The organism is Hymenobacter fastidiosus (genome assembly GCF_039539565.1).
Lineage (GTDB): Bacteria > Bacteroidota > Bacteroidia > Cytophagales > Hymenobacteraceae > Hymenobacter > Hymenobacter fastidiosus.
Genome location: NZ_BAABDJ010000033.1, coordinates 111914 through 130464, shown reverse-complemented (window position 1 = coordinate 130464; position 18551 = coordinate 111914). Strand labels below are relative to the sequence as shown.

The window sequence follows — 18551 nt, the reverse complement described above, 5'->3', positions numbered from 1 at the left end:
TATACCGTTTCCGAACGGCTGAAATGGAGGCTGCTTGCATCCAACAAAACTAACTCAAACAGCTTCTAAATAAATATGGCCCACTACGTACTTAACCAGACCACCCCAGCTTTCACGCATAGGACTTACGCCCCTGCGCAGTTTGCCAGCCCCCGAGGGACGGCATCCGGCTGCCGTTCTGGCAAGTGCCGCCCCTCTGGTACTCCATTCTTTTATTTCAGGCAGTTGCTACCGACAGGCCGTCCCTCCGGGGCTTGGTGAATAGGGGTTTGCGTAAGTCCTGCACGCCGGGTCCCGCAGGGGGAAAGCACCGGGTTCCGTCGTGGTTTTGCTGATTGGCCCGGCGAGATACCGCGCTTTCCCCCTGCGGGACCCGGCGTGAAGTACATCCGGGCAAGCCCGCTCAAGATTTGGGTAAGGACAAGGGTACTTCCCCAGAGGCTTTGGGGGAAAGGAATATGAACGGAGTTGGGGCCGGCGGCCGCGCCGGGGCCCGGAACCTACTTGGTGGTGCGCAGCCGGCGCAGGCCGTAGGCCGCCCCGGCGGCCAGCAGCAGGCTGGCGCCGCCATCGATGGGCACAGCGGTTGCCCCGGGCCGGGGGCCGCCACTGCCCGGGCCCTGGGCTTGGGTGGTCGCGCTGGCGAGCAGTAGCAGCCCAACGACTAAAACTGGGGTAAGAAACTGTTTCATCAGAAGGAAGGAAAAGAAGCAGAAAAGAAACCGGGGCTACCGGGCCTGGCTGCACAAGGCCGCCAGGCCGGTACCGGTCGGGGTGTTAGTCAACCACGACCCGTTTGGTGATGGTAGCCGCTCCCGCCGTGACGCGCAGCACATACACGCCCCCGGGCAGGTTCCGTACGTCTACCCTCGTCTGGGCGCCCGCCGCGGGCAGCGCCAGCGTAGTGGTGCGCACGGCCTGCCCGAGCACGTTGTGCAGCGTCACCTGCGCTTGCGAAGTGCCACCAACGGCGGGTACCAGCAGCGTAAAGCTTCTGTGCGCCGGGTTGGGATACAGGCTCACGCTGGCGGCCGTGAAGCCGTTTGTGGTGGCCGTGGGCCGCAGTGGGCCAAAGTGCAGCGTGAAGCGCCCCGTGATCAGCGCCGCGTTGCTGGCCGAGAAGGAGTAGCTCGGCTGCTGGCGCAGGTTGATCTGCTGGCCGGTCAGCGCGTCGTGCAGGGATACGGCCGTGGTGGCCAGGTTCAGCAGTGAAGCCGTCTGGAAGGAATAGGTGCCCGTCGTCGGAACACCGACGGTCAGCGGCACAATGGTGGCGGCATGGACCAGCGGCAGGCCATTGACAGCCAGCTGGGTGCCGGCCGCCCCCGAGGCCAGGTTCAGGCCGGTGGTGTTGAGCAGCTTGGCGGCATCGTAGTGGTCGTCGAGGCCCGCCGTAGCGCCTGGCTCGAAGTACACGTAAGTGGGCTCGTGCGTGCCCTGGGCCGAGACCAGATCCAGCTGCACAACGGGCCGGGTTTCGGCCGTGGTGCGGTTAAAGCTCGGGTTCTGGTAGCTCGTCGCGCGCCAGCTATTGAGGAAGCTGAACGCAGGTACATTCTGCGACACGCGGAGAAAAAAGCCCTGCATCGAGCCGATCAGGCCGTCAGGCAAGGTGCCGAAGCCATTCTGGTAGAACTGGTAGGTGCCGTCGTAGATGCCGTTGGACTTGTAGACGTAAACAGCGTCAATCACGCCGGTAGGCAGACTTAGGCGGACTTGATTCCAGGCCAACGGAGCCGGGTAGGGGTTGCCCAGCAGATGCCAGCCCGAGTTGGCCTCGGGGCCGCGGGTGAGTGAGCCAACCGGTATGGTGCCCGTGTTGAGCGTCCCTTGCAGGGCCACTTTCTCGCTGGCGTTGATATTGACCGTGTAGCCACGGCCGCGGGCCAGCGTCAAGCCCAGGCTGGTAGGCGAGAAGAAGCCGTAGTCGAAGCCCTGGGTGGCCGCGCTGGTGTTCGTAATGCGCGTCTCCTCGAAGCCAAACACCGTGGGGAATGGGTTAACCGTGTTGCCCAGCGTGTTGTAGTCCGGATTTACGACCGGCGAGAAGCCCGAGGTAGCCAGGTCGGCTACCGTCGTACTCTGTACCGGCGCGCTGTAGTGGCGGTAGCCCAGGCCCGGGTTCAGGCTGGGGTCGAGGTAGCGCTGCACGATGGCGTCGCCGTTTACTACCCCGTTGCTGTTTACCACCAGCGCCGTGCCGCCCGGCCCGGAGAGCAGCGTGCAAGCATTACCGTTGGTGCTCAGGTTAGCCCCCAGGGTCAGCACCCGCTGCAGGGCGGCCGGCCCGCTCAGCACGGCTCCGGCGGCGCCCACGCTCAGGTTCCAGAAGCGGGCCTCGCGGGCGCCACCCACGGCCTGTGGGGCCGGTCCGCTCAGCGCCACCGTGCCGCCGGTAGCGGTGTAGGCACCATTGGTGACGAAGGCGCCTTTCAAATCGAGCGTGGCGCCACTCTGGTTCAGTTGGCCGTCGGCGTCCAGGGTCAGGGTTTTGGCCGTGGGTACGCCGGTCGTGAGCAGCGGGTAGCGCGGGGCCCCGGCCGGAATCCGGGCATCGAGCGTCGGGGTGGGCACGCCCCCGGTCCAGTTATTGGCGTCGAACCAGTCGGTGCTCACGCTGCCGTTCCAGATGGCCACGGGGCCGGTGGTGGTGAATGTCACCACGCTGCTGTAGGCCGTACCGGCCGTGCTGATGGCGTAGGCCCGCACGTAGTAAGTGGTGGAAAGCGTGAGCCCCGACGCGGTGGCCGAAAAGCTGCCCGTGCCGCTGCCCAGCACCAGCTGCGCGGCGCTGCCAATGGCCGGCACCGCGTTGGTGGCGCTGTACACCACGCCGCGCTCGGTGACGCCCGCGCCGCCGGTTTGCGTCACGGTGCCGCCGAGGGTAGCCGAAGTCGAGGTGAGGGCGCTGGCGGCGGCCGTCACCACGGTGGCCACCGTGGGCGTGGCCAGGGCCGTGATGTCGTTGCCAACGGGGTAGTTGCCGATTTGCGCCCCGCTGGTCAGGCTTATCACCCGAATGCCCCGGCTTACGGTCTGCCCTTCGTAAATAAATGCCCGGTTGTTGCCCGCATCCAGCCCCAGGTGCCGCGGCGAGTTGGTAACGGACGAGGCCACCACGGCGGCGCCGCTGCCGTCGGGCCGAAAGCGGCGGAGGGCGTCGGCCGCGTTCTGGGCGTTCGACACGCCGGACGTGAGGTAGTAAATGAAGTTCGAGCCCCGGTCGTACTCCAGCCCCGTCACCCGCTCCGTCACGGCCGTGGTGCGCGTCGGGGCATAGCTCGAAAAGTCCAGGGCGTTGATGACCCGCGCGCCGGGGGCGTCGTCGTAGAAATACAGCTCTCCGCCGCCCACGTTCAGCGCCAGCAGCTGCGGGGCCGCGGCCAGCGACGGCTTGAGCACCTGGGTGCCGGTGCCGTCGGCACGCACGCGGCTCAGCGCGTCGGCGGCTTCCACCACCGCGTCGTCGGGGCCCGCGGTGAGGTAGTAGAGGTAGTCAGCCGCCGCGTCGTAGCGGATGGCCGTCACGGCGCCGTTCACCGCGAAGGAGCGAATGAGGGCGCCGGTGCTCATGTTCAGCACCTTGATGGAGCGGTTAGCGGGCACCGACTCGTAGATGAAGGCACGGGTAGCGTCGCCGTCGAGCGCCAGCAGGAAAGGCGAGCCGGTGATGGCCGAGGCGATGACCACGGGGTTGTTGCCGTCGTAGTCGATGCGCGTCAAGGCGTCGTCGCTGGTGGTGGTGCCGCCGGGATTGCTGCCGCCGCTGCCCGCCGTGAGGTAAAACACCTGGGCCCGACCGGGGGCAGCCAGGCCCAGCAGCAGCGCCAGCAGCCCCACGGCATACCAAGAGCCGCCGATAGGCGCGGAAGGGTAAGGTTTTTTCATAGGGAATGCGAAAATCGGCCGCCCTAACAAAGCGGTAACCGTGGGTGAAACACTTGCTCATTACCAGATAAGCAGTCAGAAACAGGTGGCAGGGTAAAATCCTGTTCCCTGGTTCTTTACTGGGTATCAGAAGCCTGCCTTTTAGGGCCACTCAACGACAGGCAGGGCCGTTATTAGCCACTACCAAAGTTCCGAGCCGACTACCCTACGTCCTACCCTACGCCCTACCCTAATTGCGGTAGACGCCAAAAGAGCCCGGGCCGGGCAAGCGGCCGGGGCTCTTTCGGTTTGAATTGCTTCCGGGTTACTGCACCACCAGGGGCATGGTCACGGTGCCAGCCGCCGTGGGCAGGCGTAGCGCGTACCCGCCAGTGGCTACGTTGGCCAACGAGGAAAGCATCAAAAAGGGTGGGGCATTGGCGATCAACAGCCTCCTGGTTTACCTTACAGTGGTTCCGTGAACCGTTTATCCTTTTTCAGGCTATCTGGACGCAGTAGCCACAGTGATTAAACCAGTGCTGGGCAGCGGTACTGGTAATCCAGTCCACGGCAGCCTGCACCGCTTCTTACAGGGCTTGCCGGCTGCGGGCCCGGGCCGTGCGCAAGGCCGTTTTGAGCTTGCTCCAGGCCTGCTCAACCGGGGTAAAATCGGGCGAGTAGGGTGGCAAAAATGGCACCTGTACGCCCCGATCGGCCAACCGCTCCCGTAGGCCCCCTATTTTGTGCACGGGCAGGTTGTCGAGCACCAGCACATCGCCCGGCCGCAGAACAAGAGCCAGACAATAGCCCGCATACAGGGCAAAGCGCGGGTAGTTGAGCGCGCCCTCGAAGAGTTGCCCGGCTTCCGGTCCCTGGCACGAGAGCAGCCCAATGAGCGTGAGCGAGCCCCCCGCTTGAGCGGGACGGCTTGCCCCACCCGCTGCCCCCCCACGGCGCGGGCGTAGCGGCGGCCCGCATCCAGGCGCAAGCCGGTTTCGTCCAGAAAGTGAAACCGGCGCGTATCATAGTGCTGGGCGACTGTTTCGACAAAATCGTGGCGCAGGGCGACGACGCGGGGCGTATCATGCTCGCTGGCGGGACAACTTTTTTTTTCGCCGCAGGTCGTGCTCGTCCAGCACCCGCCAGAGACAGGTCTGGCCGATGGGCCGCCCGCCCTGGGCCTGCCAGGCCTGGTTCAACTCAGCCAGGGTGACATCAGCCTGCTGGCCCCCATAGGCTACCAGCCACGCCTGGGCCGCCGTATCCAGGTAGCGCGCCCGCCCCCCCACTGGCCGGTTTGGGAGCCAGCGAGCCGGTTTCGCGCTCGTGGCGCAGCAGTTTTTTGATAAAGCCCGCGCTCACTCCGAAACGCTCGGCGACGGCGGCCTGGCGGGCTCCGGGCTGGTGGCAGGCGGCCGCCACCCGGGTGCGTAAATCAAGGCAATAGGGTTGTATAGGGTTCCTTGCGTAGGCCCCACTAGCTGGTCTATACGGTTCGCGAAACCGCTATAATTGCTCATTGATATAGCAGTTTCATGAACAGGATACCCCGTGTCCGCTGCTCTGGATTGGTCGCCGGGAGCGGACGTTGAACGTCCCGGGCCAACGACGACCGGCCCGACGGCTGGCAGCCGCCGGACCGGCAGCCACATCGTTCGCGAAACCGCTATAATTCCTCATTGATAATTGCTCATTGATAATTGCTCATTGATAACTGCTCATTGATAATTGCTCATTGATAATTGCTCATTGATAATTGCTCATTGATAACTGCTCATTGATAACTGCTGATTGCCGCCGCCAACCGCCGTAAGGCTTCCCGGAGCAGAGGCTCCGGCACGGCGCAGGAAATCCGGGCGAAGCCCGGGGCTCCGCAGGTAGCCCCATCGACCAGATCGACCCCTGCCTGCCGCAACTGGGTAAAAAGACGAGCGGAGGCCTGCGCCACTGGTAAGGTGGGGTCCAGGTAGGCCGTGAAATCAGGGAAGGCGTAGTACGTTCCTTCCGGCACGGGGCAGCTTACCTGCGGCAGGTTCGTCAGGGCTTGCAGCAGCAATGCGCGGGCCGGAGCCAGGCGGGTCCGCAGGGTGGCCGTGATGTCGGCGGCATTTTCAGTGGCGGCCAGAGCGGCCAGCTGGTTGGGCACCGGTACGGCCGCCGAGGTGGTGAACTGCCACGCCGCGCAGGCCTCGGCCAGGGAAAGCGGCGCCAGCAGATAGCCCACTCCCCAGCCCACCAGCGCCAGCGACTTCGAAAAGCCATTGATTACGATATGCTGCTCCAGCGGGTCGGGCCACTCCAGCAACGACGGTACCGGCACCGGTCCGAAGCTGATATGGTCGTAAATCTCGTCCGAAACTATCCGCAGCTGCGGAAACCCGCGCGTCACGGCCAGGAGCGCGTCCAGCTCGGCCCGGTGGTACACGCGGCCGGTGGGGTTATTGGGGTTGCTCAGCAGCAGCACGCGGGTGGCAGGGGTGAGGGCCGCCCGGAGCAGGGCCGGCGTTAAGGCATAGTTGTCGGTGGCAGCGAGGGGCAGGGTGCGAAGGCTGCCCCCGGCTTGTTCTACCAGGCCCGCGAAGCCAAACCAGTTGGGGGTGGGCAGCAGTACTTCGTCGCCGGGGCGGAGCAGGGCCTTCAGCACGGCAAACAGGGCCGGCTTGGCGCCCGGCGTTACCACCACCTGCTCCGCTGCTACCGTGGCGCCCTGCCTCCGGAAGCGGGCGGCCAGGGCATCGCGCAGCTCCGGCAACCCCTGAATCGGGCTCAGCGGCAGCTGCCCGGCAAGGGCCCGCGCTGCCCGCGCCAGGGCCACGGCCGGGGTCGGAAAATCACCGTAGCCGGAAGCCAGGCTGATGCAGGTGGGGAACGAGGGCTCCATAGGGAAAACAGCGGGCCGCTACCGCTCCCGCGGGCTCAGCACCACGTCGGCGAAATAGTCCTGCGCATCCGTGAAAATCGTCTGCACGCGCAACCCGGCCTCGGCGGCCATTGTGCTGATGAGCGGCCGGGTGAATTTGTAGGAGTTCTCGGTGTGAATGGTTTCCCAGGCCGCAAAATTAACTTTCTGTCCCAGGGCTGCTACCGTCACGGTTTGCGGGCGGCTGCTTACCAGGAAGGAGCGCACGGCTCCGGCCAGGGGGTCATAATCGGTGTAGTGCTGCCAGTGCGCCAGGTCGAAGTCGGTACCCAGCTCCCGGTTCAGGCGGCGCAGCAGGTTCAGGTTAAACGCCGCCGTCACGCCCTGGCTGTCGTCGTAAGCTGCCCGGATCTGCCGCGGATCTTTCTGCAGGTCGAAGCCAATGAGCAGCCGGTCGTCGGCAGACAGGGGCTGGGCTAAGGCCCGCAGAAAGTCGAGCCGGTCGGCGGGCAGGAAGTTGCCGATGTTGGAGCCCAGAAACAGCACCGCCTTCCGGCCCGGGCGGGCCGCCATCATCGTCAGGGCCCGGGTGTATTCGGCCACCAGACCCTCTACCCGCAGCGTGGGCAGCTCCCGGCGCAGGCTGGCGGAAAGGCCTTCTACCGCCGCCATCGAAATATCCACCGGCACGTAGGTGAAGTTGGCCCCGGCGGCCAGCAGCTCCCGCAGCAGAATCTTGGTTTTTAACCCATCCCCAGCCCCCAGCTCCAGCAGGTAAAAGGGCTCATCAGCCGTTTCCGGGCGTAAGGCCGCCGCAATGGCGGCCTGATGGATGGTGAGCAAATCAAATTCGGTGCGCGTCGGGTAGTATTCGGGCAGGGCCATAATCTGCTGGAACAGCCGGCTGCCCTCATCATCGTAGAAGTACATCGACGACAACGTTTTCTGCGGCCGGCTCAGGCCCTCCGCCACGTGGCGGGCTAAGGCCGACGTGGGGCTGGCCGTTTGAGCCGGGTGGGCGTCGGGGTTGAAATCGGCGTTGATTTCAGCTATGCCGGCATCCGTGGGCGAAGCAAAAGAAGACAAAGAAGGCATAGCGAAGGGGATAGAACGGTTTGGGGAGAGGGCGCCCGGCCAGGCCGGGCAGCGGGCAAGGTGACGGACGGCAGCCCGGTGGGGCGGTTTGCCCTAGCGGGCCAGCCGGATGCCCGTAAACTGCCAGCGCTTGTCGGCGTGGAAGAAGTTGCGGTAAGTAGGCCGGATGTGGCTGGCCGGAGTGGCGCAGGAGCCGCCGCGCAGCACCAGCTGGTTCAGCATAAATTTCCCGTTGTACTCGCCGAGGGCCCCGGCCGCGCGCTGGTAGCCCGGGTAGGGGTGATAGGCCGAATACGTCCACTCCCACACGTCGCCCAGCAGCTGATGGCACTGCGCCGGGTCGGCACCCGGGGCCAGCGGTTGGGGGTCGAAGGCCCGGCTTTCCAGGAAGGTGCCCGCCGCTACGGCCGGGCGGAAACGACGGGCGGCAATTTCCCATTCCTGCTCGGTCGGCAGGCGGGCCCCGGCCCAGTGCGCGTAGGCATCGGCCTCGTAAAAGCTGACGTGGGTGACGGGAGCCGCCAGGTTCAGCGGTTGCAGGCCGTGGTGGGTGAAGCGGTACCAGGCCCCGGCGTGCTGCATCCAATACAACGGAGCTATCCACTGTGCTTGTTGCGCCAGCTCCCAGCCTTCGCCCAGCCAGTAGCGGAAATCCCGGTAGCCCCCGGCCTCCATAAACTGCAGGTAGTCGGCATTGGTCACCAGGCGGTTTTGTAAGCTGAAGTCGGCCACGTACACCTCGTGCGGAGCCTGCTCGTTGTCGAAGCAAAATCCCGGCCCTTCGTAGCCGATGCGGTAATTGCCGCCGGCGATGGGCAGCCAGGTCGCGGGCGGCAGCGCCGGGCCGGACCCGGCCGGGGCGGGTGCGGGCGCGGGTGCGGGCAGATAGGCGGGGGCCAGCGGACTGGTGCTCAGAATATACTTGATGTCCGCAGCGAGCAGCTCCTGATGCTGCTGCTCGTGCTGCAGCCCCAGCTCAAACAGCCCGGCAAACGCAGCCGGAACCTCAGATCCAGTGGCGCCCAGGGTGTCGAGCAGGTGCACGATGCGCTCATCCACGTAGGCGCGGTAGGCATACACGTCGTTCAGCGGCGGGCGGGAAAGCGTGCCCCGGTCGGCCCGGTTGACGCGGCTGCCCAGCGAGTTGTAGTAGGAATTGAACAGAAAGGCGTAATCCGGGTGAAAAACCTGATAGTCCGCCTGATGGTCCTTTAGAATAAACGTCTCAAAAAACCAGGTGGTGTGCGCCAGGTGCCATTTGGGCGGGCTCACATCGATGATGGGCTGCACCACGGTATCCTCCGGCAGCAAGGGGCGGCAGAGGTCTGCCGTCTGGTCGCGCACGGCCTGATAGCGCTGGCGCAGGGCCGTGAACTTCGGAATGGCTTCGAGGGGTGGCAGCAGTTGCGAAGTCAGCATAAGGGAGAAAAAAAAGAAGGTAGGAAGGTAACTGGAAAAATGCCGAATGGGTTTTACCTGCCGGCGGCCGGCGGGTGTTACCGGGGAACATTCTGACCAGGGTACGCCGGTTCGGAGACTACCCCCACAGGCCTAAGTACTTTACGCAAACCCAGGGGTTGACTACGTAGAGGATATCCGTAAAAATTGGTATTTAAAGCCATAGAAGCGGTTTCCGGCGGACTTATTACTATCCTTATATACTGCCCTTTGGTTCAAAGCGGTAGGAAAGTTTCCGATCTGTTCTCCGTAACCCTGCAAACTATGCTTACCAACCACCACCCCCCGAAAACCACTGGGGTCAGCCAGCCGGCTAAAGCGAACCACGTAAACGGTTCCGGCAAAGCCACCACCCCCAACGGAAAAAGCGTGCGCGGCTTCGCCGCCATGGATCCCGCCGAGCAGCGGCGGATTGCCAGCGAAGGTGGCCGCGCCTCCCACGAAAGTGGCCGGGGGCATCGGTTCACTTCCGAAGAAGCCCGGGCCGCGGGCCGCAAGGGTGGTCAGGCCAGCCGCCCCAGCCCAGGCTCACCGGCCCGGGCGGCGCGCTAGCAGTCACTCGCGCTACCGTTGTAGCCCCCCCGCTCTAAAGCAGCGCGGCCTCCGTACCATGTAGGGAGGCCGCGCTGCTTTAGAGCGGGGGGACACTTAGCTAAAAGGGCCTTTGAAGCCATCGAAACAGTCATGCTGAGCTTGTCGAAGCATCTCTACCGAACGTTTTGCCGCAAAAAAGCGGTAGAGATGCTTCGACAAGCTCAGCATGACCGCCTTTTTCGTTAAGTGTCCACACGCTCTAGGGCGGGGGGATGAGCCGGCAAATAACGCAGAAACCGAAGTCGTGCTCCGGTTTCTGCGTTATTTGCCGGCTCATCCGGATCCTTCCCCATGCTGCAGCTCACCTGGTCCCGGCGCACCCTGCGCTTCAACTTTCCGGCCCGCACCTCGCGGGGCGCGCTGACGGAGCACGTCGCCTATTATCTGCATCTCACTGACCCCCGGCAGCCGGGGCGGCGGGGGCTGGGTGAAGCCGCCCCACTGGCCGGGCTAAGTCCTGATTTTGATTCAGACTTCGAAGCGCAGGTAATGCGGCTCTGCGCCGACTTCAACCGCCGGGGTTTATCCGAGCTGCTGCCCGCGCAGGTGGGGGAGCTGGTCGGAGTTGAGTGGCCCGCTCTCCGCTTTGGCGTAGAAACCGCGGCCTTCAGCTGGCAAAATGCCCGGGAGCATCTGATTTATGATAATGCTTTCAGCCGGGGGGAAGCGGGAATAGCCATCAACGGCCTGGTCTGGATGGGCGACGCGGCCTTCATGCGGGAGCAAATCCGGAAGAAGCTGACGGAGGGCTATAGCTGCCTCAAACTCAAAATCGGGGGCCTCGACTTCGCCACGGAGCTGCGTCTGCTGGCCGAAATCCGGGCCGTGGCCGGGCCCTCGGAGCTTACGCTGCGGGTGGATGCCAACGGCGCTTTCAGCGCGGCCGAAGCGCTGCCCAGGCTGGAACAGCTGGCCGCGTTCAGTCTGCATTCTATTGAGCAGCCTATTGCCGCGGGCCAGTGGAGTCAAATGGCCGCCCTCTGCCGGGCCTCGCCCGTTCCTATTGCCCTGGATGAAGAACTCATCGGCATAACGGCCCCGGACCAGCAGGTAGCGCTGCTGGAACAGCTTAAACCGGCGTACATTATCCTGAAGCCTACCCTGATCGGCGGGCTGCAGGCCGCGCACGCCTGGCTCACCACGGCGGAGCAGCATTCCGTGCGGTGGTGGCTGACGTCGGCCCTGGAATCGAATGTGGCCTTGAATGCCATCAGCCAGTTCGCGGGCAGCTACGCCCGGCCCGACTTACCCCAGGGGCTGGGTACGGGACAACTGTACCACAACAACGTGGAGGCCCCTTTGCATATCCGCCGGGGGGCTCTGTATTATGAGCCGCAGGGCAGCTGGGATACTTTCGGCTGATTAGCCGCCCGGGCCCCCGGGTGAAATAGAATTTTGTCTATCTTCCCCTTCCCCGCCCTGCTCGCTATGCTGCCCACCCGGTTGTTGAACCTCTTCTTGCTGGCTCGTGGCCGATGTTCCCCCGGCCTGGTGGTACTGCTGGTATGGCTGTCGGCCCTACCCGGCTGGGCCCAGATGCTGCCCTTTCAGCTGGCGGAGCACCGGGGCCGCCGGGTGAAAAGCTCCTTTGAGTTCCATCGTAACCTCATCGTGGTAGCCGTTACGCTGAACGGGAAAGGGCCCTATAAATTTCTGCTCGATACCGGCGTCGCCACCTCGCTTATTACCGATCCGCTGTTGGGGGGCGAGCTGAACCTGCGCTACAAGCAGCGCTTTCGGGTGATGGGGGCCGGCAATGAGGCGGCCCTGGAGGCTTTCCAGACCGATAGTGTGCGCGTGGAAATGCCGGGCGTCGTTGGGGCGCACATCTCGTTTCTGGTCTTATCCGAAGATGTGTTGAATCTGTCGGGCTACATCGGAACGCCGATTCACGGTATTCTGGGCTATGATTTGTTCCGCAGCTTCGTGGTGTCCGTGAACCCGGTTGAATCCTCGATCATCTTTGCCGATCCGGTCCACTACCGGGCGCCCCGCGGCCGCCGCTGGGCCCGCCTGCCCCTGGAGCTGGAAGGCAGCAAAGCCTACATCACCACGCCCGTTTCGCTGAGCGATTCGCTGATCCTACCCCTCAAGCTGATTCTGGATACGGGCGCCGGACACGCCTTGTCCGTCGAAACCAGCTCGGATCCGCGTCTGCTGCTACCGGCGCTCCGGTTACGCACGCAGCTTGGGCGGGGGCTGAATGGCTTTATCAATGGGTACCTGGGCCGGGTAGCGGCCCTGCAGCTGGGCCGCTACCGGCTCACTAATCTGCTGACGTCCTTTCCCGATGCCGATAATGTGGCTTTGCGGACGGATGTGCCCCGCAACGGCAACATTGGCTTCGAGCTGCTCAAGCGGTTTGACCTGATTATTGACTACCCCCATAATTGTTTGCTGCTGCGGCCTAACGCGAAGTTTCCGGAGCCGTTTGAACACGACATGTGTGGTTTTGAAGTGCTGGCCACGGGGCCTGATTACCGCCGCTACATCATTATGCAGGTCCAGCCGGGCTCTCCGGCCGACCTGGCGGGGTTGCGCTCCGACGACGAGATTATCAACATCAATCTGATTCCCAGCACCATTTTCACGCTGAGCCAGATGAGCCGGATTTTTCATTCCTATGATGGCCGTCAGATTCTGCTGGTCGTACGCAGGAGCGGCGGGGAACTGTATACGGCTAAAATGCAGCTCAAACGACAGATATAGCGCCGGGCCAATGCCCGGAGTGGCTCGAAAGAGGGGGCCGGCCCGCTGGTGAGCTAACCCGGAAGTCGTTGTTAGAATCGCCGCGCAAAGGGTTTGGGCTTAACCGGGAGCTTAAAATTTCCCTACATTAGAAGCCCACCTCCGGCCTGTTTCCACTATCCGCGCCCTGTCCATCTGATGCCCACGGCCCCTTTATCTGCGCTGCCCGTTCCACCCCCCGAAGTCCGGGCCAACCAGCACATCTACTCCGATTACTTCGACGAGGAGTTCGTCTGGCAGCTGGATAAGCACGTGCTGCAACTGCTCGACCGGGTCTGGTTCCGCTCCGAGCTGGTGGGCTTCGACGACTACCCGCAGCGCAACAACCCCGACCGCCCCCTGATTTTTGCGTCCAATCACTCGGGCATGGCCTTTCCCTGGGATGCCATGGTGGCGCTGTCGCACCTGTGGCGCAAGCTGCCCGACCTGCGCGACCTGCCCCGGCCGCTCTCGGCGCCCATGCTCTCGCAGTCGGCGCTGATGAACCCGTTTCTGATTAAGGACTTCTGGAAGCGCTGCGGCTGCGTGGATGCCACCACGCTTAACTTCGAGACCATGATGTACTACAACGACCACAACCTGATGCTGTACCCGGAAGGCGTGCCGGGCATCGGCAAGGGGTTCAACCGCAAGTACCGGCTCCAGCGCCTGGCCACCAGCATTGTGCGGCTCGGCATTCAGCACCGCACCGATATCGTGCCCTTCTACACCATCAACGGCGAATACCTCAACCCCTACGCCTACAGCTGGGACTGGCTCAACAACCTGAGCAAGAAAATCGGCATTCCCTTTATTCCCTTCGGCCCCATCGTGCTGATGGTGCTGCTGCAGCCCTGGTTTTTCTACATGGCCTACCCGGCCAAGCTCACCTTCGTGCTGGGCAACCGCATCAGGCCCTACGAGCTGACCGACAAAGCCCACGACGAGCTGAGCCGCGCCGAATACGAGGAGCTTTCCAACCAGGTGCGCCAGCGTATGCAGACCGAAATGGACGCCGCCGTACGCACTCATGGCCGGCACCCGTACCGCTGGAAGGAAATGTGGCAGCGCATCCGCCAGAACTGGCGCTACTTCCCGTTTTTCCTGCCCTTCGCCTGGCCCGCGCTGTTCACCGAGTTCGAGCAGCAATATTCCCGGGACCCCCAAAGCATCAACCTGGAGCTGACCAGTCCCGGGGCCTGGCTGCGCATGATCTGGCGCCACCCCTTCACGCTCAGCTTTTTTATCCCGCTACTGGGCTGGATTCCCATTGCTATTCGCGGCTACAAGGGCCATCAACTCGGTAAAAACGCTCATTAGCAGTGGTTAGGAATTATTCGCCCAGCCAGCGCAGTGCAACTTGTTTGGTGTGAGCTAGTACAAGGCAATACCTGATTATTGTGCCGGTTTTTCTGCCCGTGTGGTCTTTCCAAACCTATGCCCCGGCGCGTAGGGGCCGCTTCTTCTCCCAATTCCCACGCCTCCTTTCTGCTTCCAAATGCCTTCCCCCCAGCATTTGCTCCTCAAACAATTCCTGACCGCCGCTACCGGCCCGCTGGCCCGCCGCCGGCCCAGCCTGACCGGTTTGCGGCTGGCGCTGGAAGTCGGCAGTTTGTTTCAGTTCCTGCCCTGGGGCGTCCATCTCGAAAGCCAGACTGTTGAAGGCATGGCGGCGGAGTGGATCCGGCCCACCGGAGCTCCGGCCCACCGGGTGCTGCTCTACCTGCACGGGGGCGGCTACGTACTGGGCTCGCTCAACTCACACCGCAGCCTGATTGGGGCCCTGGCCCAGCGCTGTCAGCTGAATGCCCTGGCCATCGACTACCGCAAAGCCCCCGACTACCCGTTTCCCGCCGCCCTGGACGACGCCCGGCTGGCCTACCGCTGGCTGCTGGGCCAGGGTTACCAGCCCCACGACATTATCATCGCCGGCGACTCCGCGGGTGGGGGCCTGGCTCTGGCGCTGCTCATTGCCCTGCGAGATAACCAGGAGCCCCTGCCCGCCGCCGCCATTGGCCTTTCGCCCTGGACCGATCTGGCGTTGTCTACCGCCACGATTCGCCGCGTGGCGCACGAAGAACTACAGCTGCTCGAAGCGCTGACCATGCGGGGCTGGGGTGGGCAGTACGCCGCCGACCTGTCTTTGGCGCATCCGCTGATTTCGCCTGTTCAGGCCGAGCTGCACGATTTACCACCACTGCTGCTCCAGGTCTCCGATGCGGAAGTGCTCTGCGACGACGTGCTGGGCTTTGCTGGTAAAGCTCAGCTGGCGGGCGTCCCGGTTACGCTCCAGACCTTTGAGGGCCTGGTTCACTGGTGGCATCTGTTCTGGCGTGTGGTGCCGGAGGCCCGCCAGGCCCTGGACAAGGTGGCCACTTTCACCCAGCGCATCTGGGCCGCCCAAGCCGAGGCCGCCCGCATTGTGGCTGGCGCCCAACGGCCGAAAACGGCGGCTCCCCGATTGCGGGCCAGACTATAGCGTGGGGTGAAAGAGGTGGTTTCCGCCGGTCAGGCCGGTTTTTGGCTGATCCTAACCAGAAAATTACTCAGGGAAGTAACCGACGAGAAAAAAACAAGCCTCACTGCCAACTATATAGCTATGTTTTTGTAGGTTTGCTGAAACTACTCGGCTTGCATACTATTTTATGCGGCAGGCGGCGTTCTACCCACGTTTTTGTTTTCCTCCAACCCTTTTAATCATTCAGCGTCATGGAAGATTTGTTCAAGAAATTCATCAATGCCGGGGTCGGTTTCGCCTCGCTGACCAGTGACCGGGTGCAGAGCGCCATCGATTCGCTGGTGAAGGAAAGCAAGCTGTCGGAGCAGGAGGGGAAGAAGATCATGGACGACTTGAAGAAGAACTCCGAAACCAAGCGTAAGGAGCTGGAAAAGCAGTTCAGCGGCATTGCCTCCAAGCTGATGAAGAGCGTGGGCGTAGCCTCCAACTCCGACGTGGAAGACCTCAAGCGCAGCGTGAAAGGCGGCGCCAAGTCCTCTTCGTCGTCGGCTTCGGCCAGCAAAAACGGCGCGGCGAAGTCGAGCAGTGCCAAGCCGGCTTCGAGCGCTACGGCCAAGGTTGCCGGAGCCACCAAAAAGGCGGCGGATAAAGTAAGCAGCGCGGCCGGCACGGCGCAGAAATCGGCGGCCGCCAAGGCCGGCGCGGCGAAGGCTGCCGCTCCGAAGACCTCGGAAGGCAGCAACGGCGCTGCGTAATCGGCTCGTTTCAACCCAAAAAAGCCAGTGCCCCGAATGCGCGGGCGCTGGCTTTTTGGTGTCGCAAAGAAATCAACGCGGGGAGTCGTAATCCTGAAAGAACGGTCATTCCGAGCTTGCCGAGGAATCTCGCGTGGCCTCGTTGCCCGGAAAAGAGCGGGATGCTGAGCTCGTCGAAGCAGCTCTACCGTTTCGACCAGCTCAGCATCCCGGTTCCTTTGGTCCTGACCGCCCGCGCGATTCCCCGGCTGCGCCCGGCACGACCGTTGCGCTACCTTAGCCGAAACCTCTCCGTTGCCGATTAGCGCTTATTTTGCATTCCCCAATCCACCGTTTCTGCTTTCGCGCCGCTGATGTTTAAGAATACGATATCCAATCTGAACCGCATCCGGCAGGTGGCGGAAGTGCTGGCGCGCTACGGGTTTGAGGATGTGGTGACCAACACGGCCCTGCGGCGGCTAATTACGCAGAAGCGGCGCGGCTCCTGGCAGCACGCGGACAAGACCGTATTTGAAACCACGCGCTGGGAGCGAATCCGGATGGTGATTGAGGAGCTGGGCCCCACGTTTATCAAGCTGGCCCAGGCTTTGAGCAACCGCGCCGACCTGCTGCCGCAGCCGCTCATCGACGAGTTTGAGAAGCTGCAGAGCGACGTGCCGCCCTTCGACGTGACGCTGGCCAAGCAGATTATTGAGCGGGAGCTGGGCCGGCCGATTTCGGAGGTTTTCACCGAGTTCGACGACGTACCCCTGGGCTCGGCCAGCATCGGGCAGGTGCACAAGGCGCGCCTGCTCACCGGCGAGCTGGTGGTGGTGAAGGTGCAGCGCCCCGACGTGCAGGAGAAAGTGCGCACCGACCTGAGCCTGCTGCACGAGCTGGTGCGCCTCACGGCGGGTTTTCTGCGCAACCACGGCCTGGGCAATCCGCAGGATATCGTCGATGCCTTCGAGCGCAGCATGATGAAGGAGCTGGACTACACCTCCGAGGCCCGGAGTATGGACCAGTTCCGCAAGCTCTACGAGGCCTACGAAACCTTCTACATTCCCAAGCCCTACCGCGAGCTGTCGACGGCCAGGATTCTGGTGATTGAGTTCGTGAGCGGGTGCAAGATTTCGGATAAGGAAAAGCTGCTGGAGTGGGGCCTGAGTCCGGCCACGGTGGCCGAAACGGGGATGGACATCTACCTGACTCAGATTTTCGAGTTCGGAATATTTCACGCCGACCCTCACCCCGGCAACGTGCTGGTGCGTTCCGACGGCACGCTGGTGCTCATCGACTTCGGAATGGTGGGCAAGCTCAGCAAGCAGCAGAAGTATGCCTTCGCCGGCGTGTTCATCGGCATGGCCCGGCAGGATGCCCGCAGCATGGCGCTCAACTTCCGCCGCCTGGCCGTGACGGCCGACATTCCCGACATGCGCCGCTTCGAGGCCGACCTGAACGACCTGATTGAAGACTTCACGACCCTCGACGTGAAGGAAATGAGCATGAGCGATCTGGCCGACCGCCTCCAGGTTATCATCTACGACTACAAGCTCCAGGTGCCCGGCGCGGTATTCCTGATCCTGCGGGCGCTGGTGATTCTGGAAGGCATCGGCAAGGTGCTGCACCCGCACTTCAATACGTTCGAGTTCGTACGGCCTTACGGGGCCAGGATTATTGCCGAGCAGTATTCCACCGAGAACATCCTCAGCGAAGCCCAGTACACCGGCTCCCAGCTGCTGGCCCTGCTCACCACGCTGCCCACCGACGTGCGCCAGATCATGCGCAAAATCTCCCGCGGCGACCTGCGGGTGAAGGTGGAGCTGGGCGGCTACCAGGCCCTGCTGCGCAAGGCCGACCAGCTCGTGTCGCGCTCCATTATTGCGGCGCTGGCGGTAGCGTTTCTGCTGTTTTCGGGGCTGAGTCTGCTGGGCCGCTACCCGGCCGAAATGCGGTATGTGCAGGGCATCCCGGTGCTCACATGGTGGAGCCTGGGCATCACTTCCTTTCTGCTGCTGATTTTGTTGATTCTGGGCTCGAAGCCGGAGCGGAAGTAAGCCAGATGCCTGTCATCCTGAGCAGAGCGAAGGACCGTCCTCTTCGCCACTACTGAGCTTCTTGCAACGCACAAAGCCCTTTTCCGCGCCGGACGGAGAAGGGCTTTGCTCATTTTAAAAGGCTGGCTGCTTATCGCCGGAAGGTCCTTCGCCGGCGGACGCCAGATGAAGGATGACAGGTAAGGGGGATAACTACTCTACTGCTTCACGGCCATCGTTACGGGCCCCACGCGCACCGACTGGCTATCGATTACCACCCAACGGCCGTTGCGGCGCACCATTACGTGCATGCGTCGGAACTCGCCGCTGGTATCCTTGCCATTGTTGATGCTGGTAGCGGTGAGATTGTGCCGGATGACAGCGATGTCGGGGCCAAGCAGGCGCACGTTGTATTCGGAGGCCTGGTTGGCGGTGGTCTTGGACTTGCCCGATTCTATCTCCTGAATCATCCGGGCTTTGGTCGTGACGGTGCCATCGGCTTCCGTAAACAGGCAGTCATCGGCGACAAACTTTTTCGAGAATTCCACGTCGTTGCGCACGGTGGCGGCTCCCCATTCCTGGTCGAGCTTGATGAGCTCCGCTTTCGTAGCTTCGGCGTTGCCGGCCATTTTGCCGGTGGTTTTCTGCTGGGCTACTGCGGCGGAAACGCTCAAGCCAAGCACCAGTAAACAGACTGTTGTTTTCATAGGACAGGTTGGGTA

General features: G+C 63.1%; 14 protein-coding genes and 1 pseudogene. 7 read left to right on the top strand and 8 right to left on the bottom strand.

What is annotated here, in order from left to right; translation table 11 throughout:
• Nucleotides 1-500: 500 nt before the first annotated feature.
• The 7 genes and pseudogenes from ABD833_RS13910 to egtB form a co-directional block, all read right to left on the bottom strand.
• Nucleotides 501-692 carry a PID-CTERM protein-sorting domain-containing protein gene (locus tag ABD833_RS13910; RefSeq protein ID WP_345073789.1) on the bottom strand — a complete coding sequence of 64 codons (192 nt, stop codon included), beginning with the start codon at nucleotides 690-692 and terminating at the stop codon, nucleotides 501-503.
• Between the two features lie 85 nt (nucleotides 693-777).
• On the bottom strand, nucleotides 778-3888 hold the full coding sequence (locus ABD833_RS13905) for a T9SS type A sorting domain-containing protein (RefSeq protein WP_345073787.1): 3111 nt from the start codon (nucleotides 3886-3888) through the stop codon (nucleotides 778-780).
• Nucleotides 3889-4454: 566 nt separating this feature from the next.
• A pseudogene (locus ABD833_RS13900) lies at nucleotides 4455-4781 on the bottom strand (transposase); the annotation flags it as partial.
• Between the two features lie 168 nt (nucleotides 4782-4949).
• Nucleotides 4950-5156, bottom strand: coding sequence for a hypothetical protein (locus ABD833_RS13895; RefSeq protein ID WP_345073785.1), 207 nt, complete (start codon nucleotides 5154-5156; stop codon nucleotides 4950-4952).
• A gap of 485 nt (nucleotides 5157-5641) precedes the next feature.
• On the bottom strand, nucleotides 5642-6748 hold the full coding sequence (locus ABD833_RS13890) for a pyridoxal phosphate-dependent aminotransferase (protein WP_345073784.1): 1107 nt from the start codon (nucleotides 6746-6748) through the stop codon (nucleotides 5642-5644).
• 18 nt (nucleotides 6749-6766) lie between these two features.
• Nucleotides 6767-7822 carry an L-histidine N(alpha)-methyltransferase gene (gene egtD, locus ABD833_RS13885; protein ID WP_345073782.1) on the bottom strand — a complete coding sequence of 352 codons (1056 nt, stop codon included), beginning with the start codon at nucleotides 7820-7822 and terminating at the stop codon, nucleotides 6767-6769.
• Nucleotides 7823-7915: 93 nt separating this feature from the next.
• Nucleotides 7916-9241, bottom strand: a complete 1326-nt coding sequence (gene egtB / locus ABD833_RS13880) for an ergothioneine biosynthesis protein EgtB (RefSeq protein ID WP_345073781.1) — start codon at nucleotides 9239-9241, stop codon at nucleotides 7916-7918.
• A 303-nt stretch (nucleotides 9242-9544) separates the two neighbouring features.
• Here egtB and ABD833_RS13875 point away from each other — a divergent pair, with 303 nt between their 5' ends.
• The 7 genes from ABD833_RS13875 (at nucleotide 9545) to ABD833_RS13845 (ending at nucleotide 17850) form a co-directional block, all read left to right on the top strand.
• A complete protein-coding gene (locus tag ABD833_RS13875; RefSeq protein ID WP_345073780.1) occupies nucleotides 9545-9832 on the top strand; it encodes a KGG domain-containing protein in 288 nt (95 codons plus the stop codon).
• Between the two features lie 333 nt (nucleotides 9833-10165).
• A complete protein-coding gene (locus ABD833_RS13870; protein ID WP_345073778.1) occupies nucleotides 10166-11236 on the top strand; it encodes an o-succinylbenzoate synthase in 1071 nt (356 codons plus the stop codon).
• A 33-nt stretch (nucleotides 11237-11269) separates the two neighbouring features.
• Nucleotides 11270-12583 carry a retropepsin-like aspartic protease gene (locus tag ABD833_RS13865; RefSeq protein WP_345073777.1) on the top strand — a complete coding sequence of 438 codons (1314 nt, stop codon included), beginning with the start codon at nucleotides 11270-11272 and terminating at the stop codon, nucleotides 12581-12583.
• A gap of 177 nt (nucleotides 12584-12760) precedes the next feature.
• The gene (locus ABD833_RS13860) at nucleotides 12761-13921 is read left to right on the top strand and encodes a lysophospholipid acyltransferase family protein (protein ID WP_345073776.1); all 1161 of its coding nucleotides are present in this window, start codon (nucleotides 12761-12763) and stop codon (nucleotides 13919-13921) included.
• A 196-nt stretch (nucleotides 13922-14117) separates the two neighbouring features.
• Complete coding sequence (locus ABD833_RS13855) at nucleotides 14118-15080, top strand: alpha/beta hydrolase (RefSeq protein ID WP_345073775.1); 963 nt, start codon at nucleotides 14118-14120, stop codon at nucleotides 15078-15080.
• Nucleotides 15081-15310: 230 nt separating this feature from the next.
• Nucleotides 15311-15814 (top strand): phasin family protein, encoded by a 504-nt coding sequence (locus ABD833_RS13850; protein ID WP_345073774.1) that lies wholly within the window; start codon nucleotides 15311-15313, stop codon nucleotides 15812-15814.
• A gap of 353 nt (nucleotides 15815-16167) precedes the next feature.
• Entirely contained in the window at nucleotides 16168-17850 is a 1683-nt protein-coding gene (locus ABD833_RS13845) for an ABC1 kinase family protein (RefSeq protein ID WP_345073772.1), read from the top strand.
• A gap of 197 nt (nucleotides 17851-18047) precedes the next feature.
• On the opposite strand, the gene ABD833_RS13840 is transcribed toward ABD833_RS13845, so the two are convergent.
• Complete coding sequence (locus tag ABD833_RS13840; protein WP_345073771.1) at nucleotides 18048-18503, bottom strand: nuclear transport factor 2 family protein; 456 nt, start codon at nucleotides 18501-18503, stop codon at nucleotides 18048-18050.
• Between the last annotated feature and the right edge of the window lie 48 nt (nucleotides 18504-18551).

Coding starts and splice junctions, on each gene's coding strand:
- ABD833_RS13910 (WP_345073789.1), bottom strand. CDS start 692: ATGAAACAGTTTCTTACCCCAGTTTTAGTCGTTGGGCTGCTACTGCTC.
- ABD833_RS13905 (WP_345073787.1), bottom strand. CDS start 3,888: ATGAAAAAACCTTACCCTTCCGCGCCTATCGGCGGCTCTTGGTATGCC.
- ABD833_RS13890 (WP_345073784.1), bottom strand. CDS start 6,748: ATGGAGCCCTCGTTCCCCACCTGCATCAGCCTGGCTTCCGGCTACGGT.
- egtD (WP_345073782.1), bottom strand. CDS start 7,822: ATGCCTTCTTTGTCTTCTTTTGCTTCGCCCACGGATGCCGGCATAGCT.
- egtB (WP_345073781.1), bottom strand. CDS start 9,241: ATGCTGACTTCGCAACTGCTGCCACCCCTCGAAGCCATTCCGAAGTTC.
- ABD833_RS13875 (WP_345073780.1), top strand. CDS start 9,545: ATGCTTACCAACCACCACCCCCCGAAAACCACTGGGGTCAGCCAGCCG.
- ABD833_RS13870 (WP_345073778.1), top strand. CDS start 10,166: ATGCTGCAGCTCACCTGGTCCCGGCGCACCCTGCGCTTCAACTTTCCG.
- ABD833_RS13860 (WP_345073776.1), top strand. CDS start 12,761: ATGCCCACGGCCCCTTTATCTGCGCTGCCCGTTCCACCCCCCGAAGTC.
- ABD833_RS13850 (WP_345073774.1), top strand. CDS start 15,311: ATGGAAGATTTGTTCAAGAAATTCATCAATGCCGGGGTCGGTTTCGCC.
- ABD833_RS13845 (WP_345073772.1), top strand. CDS start 16,168: ATGTTTAAGAATACGATATCCAATCTGAACCGCATCCGGCAGGTGGCG.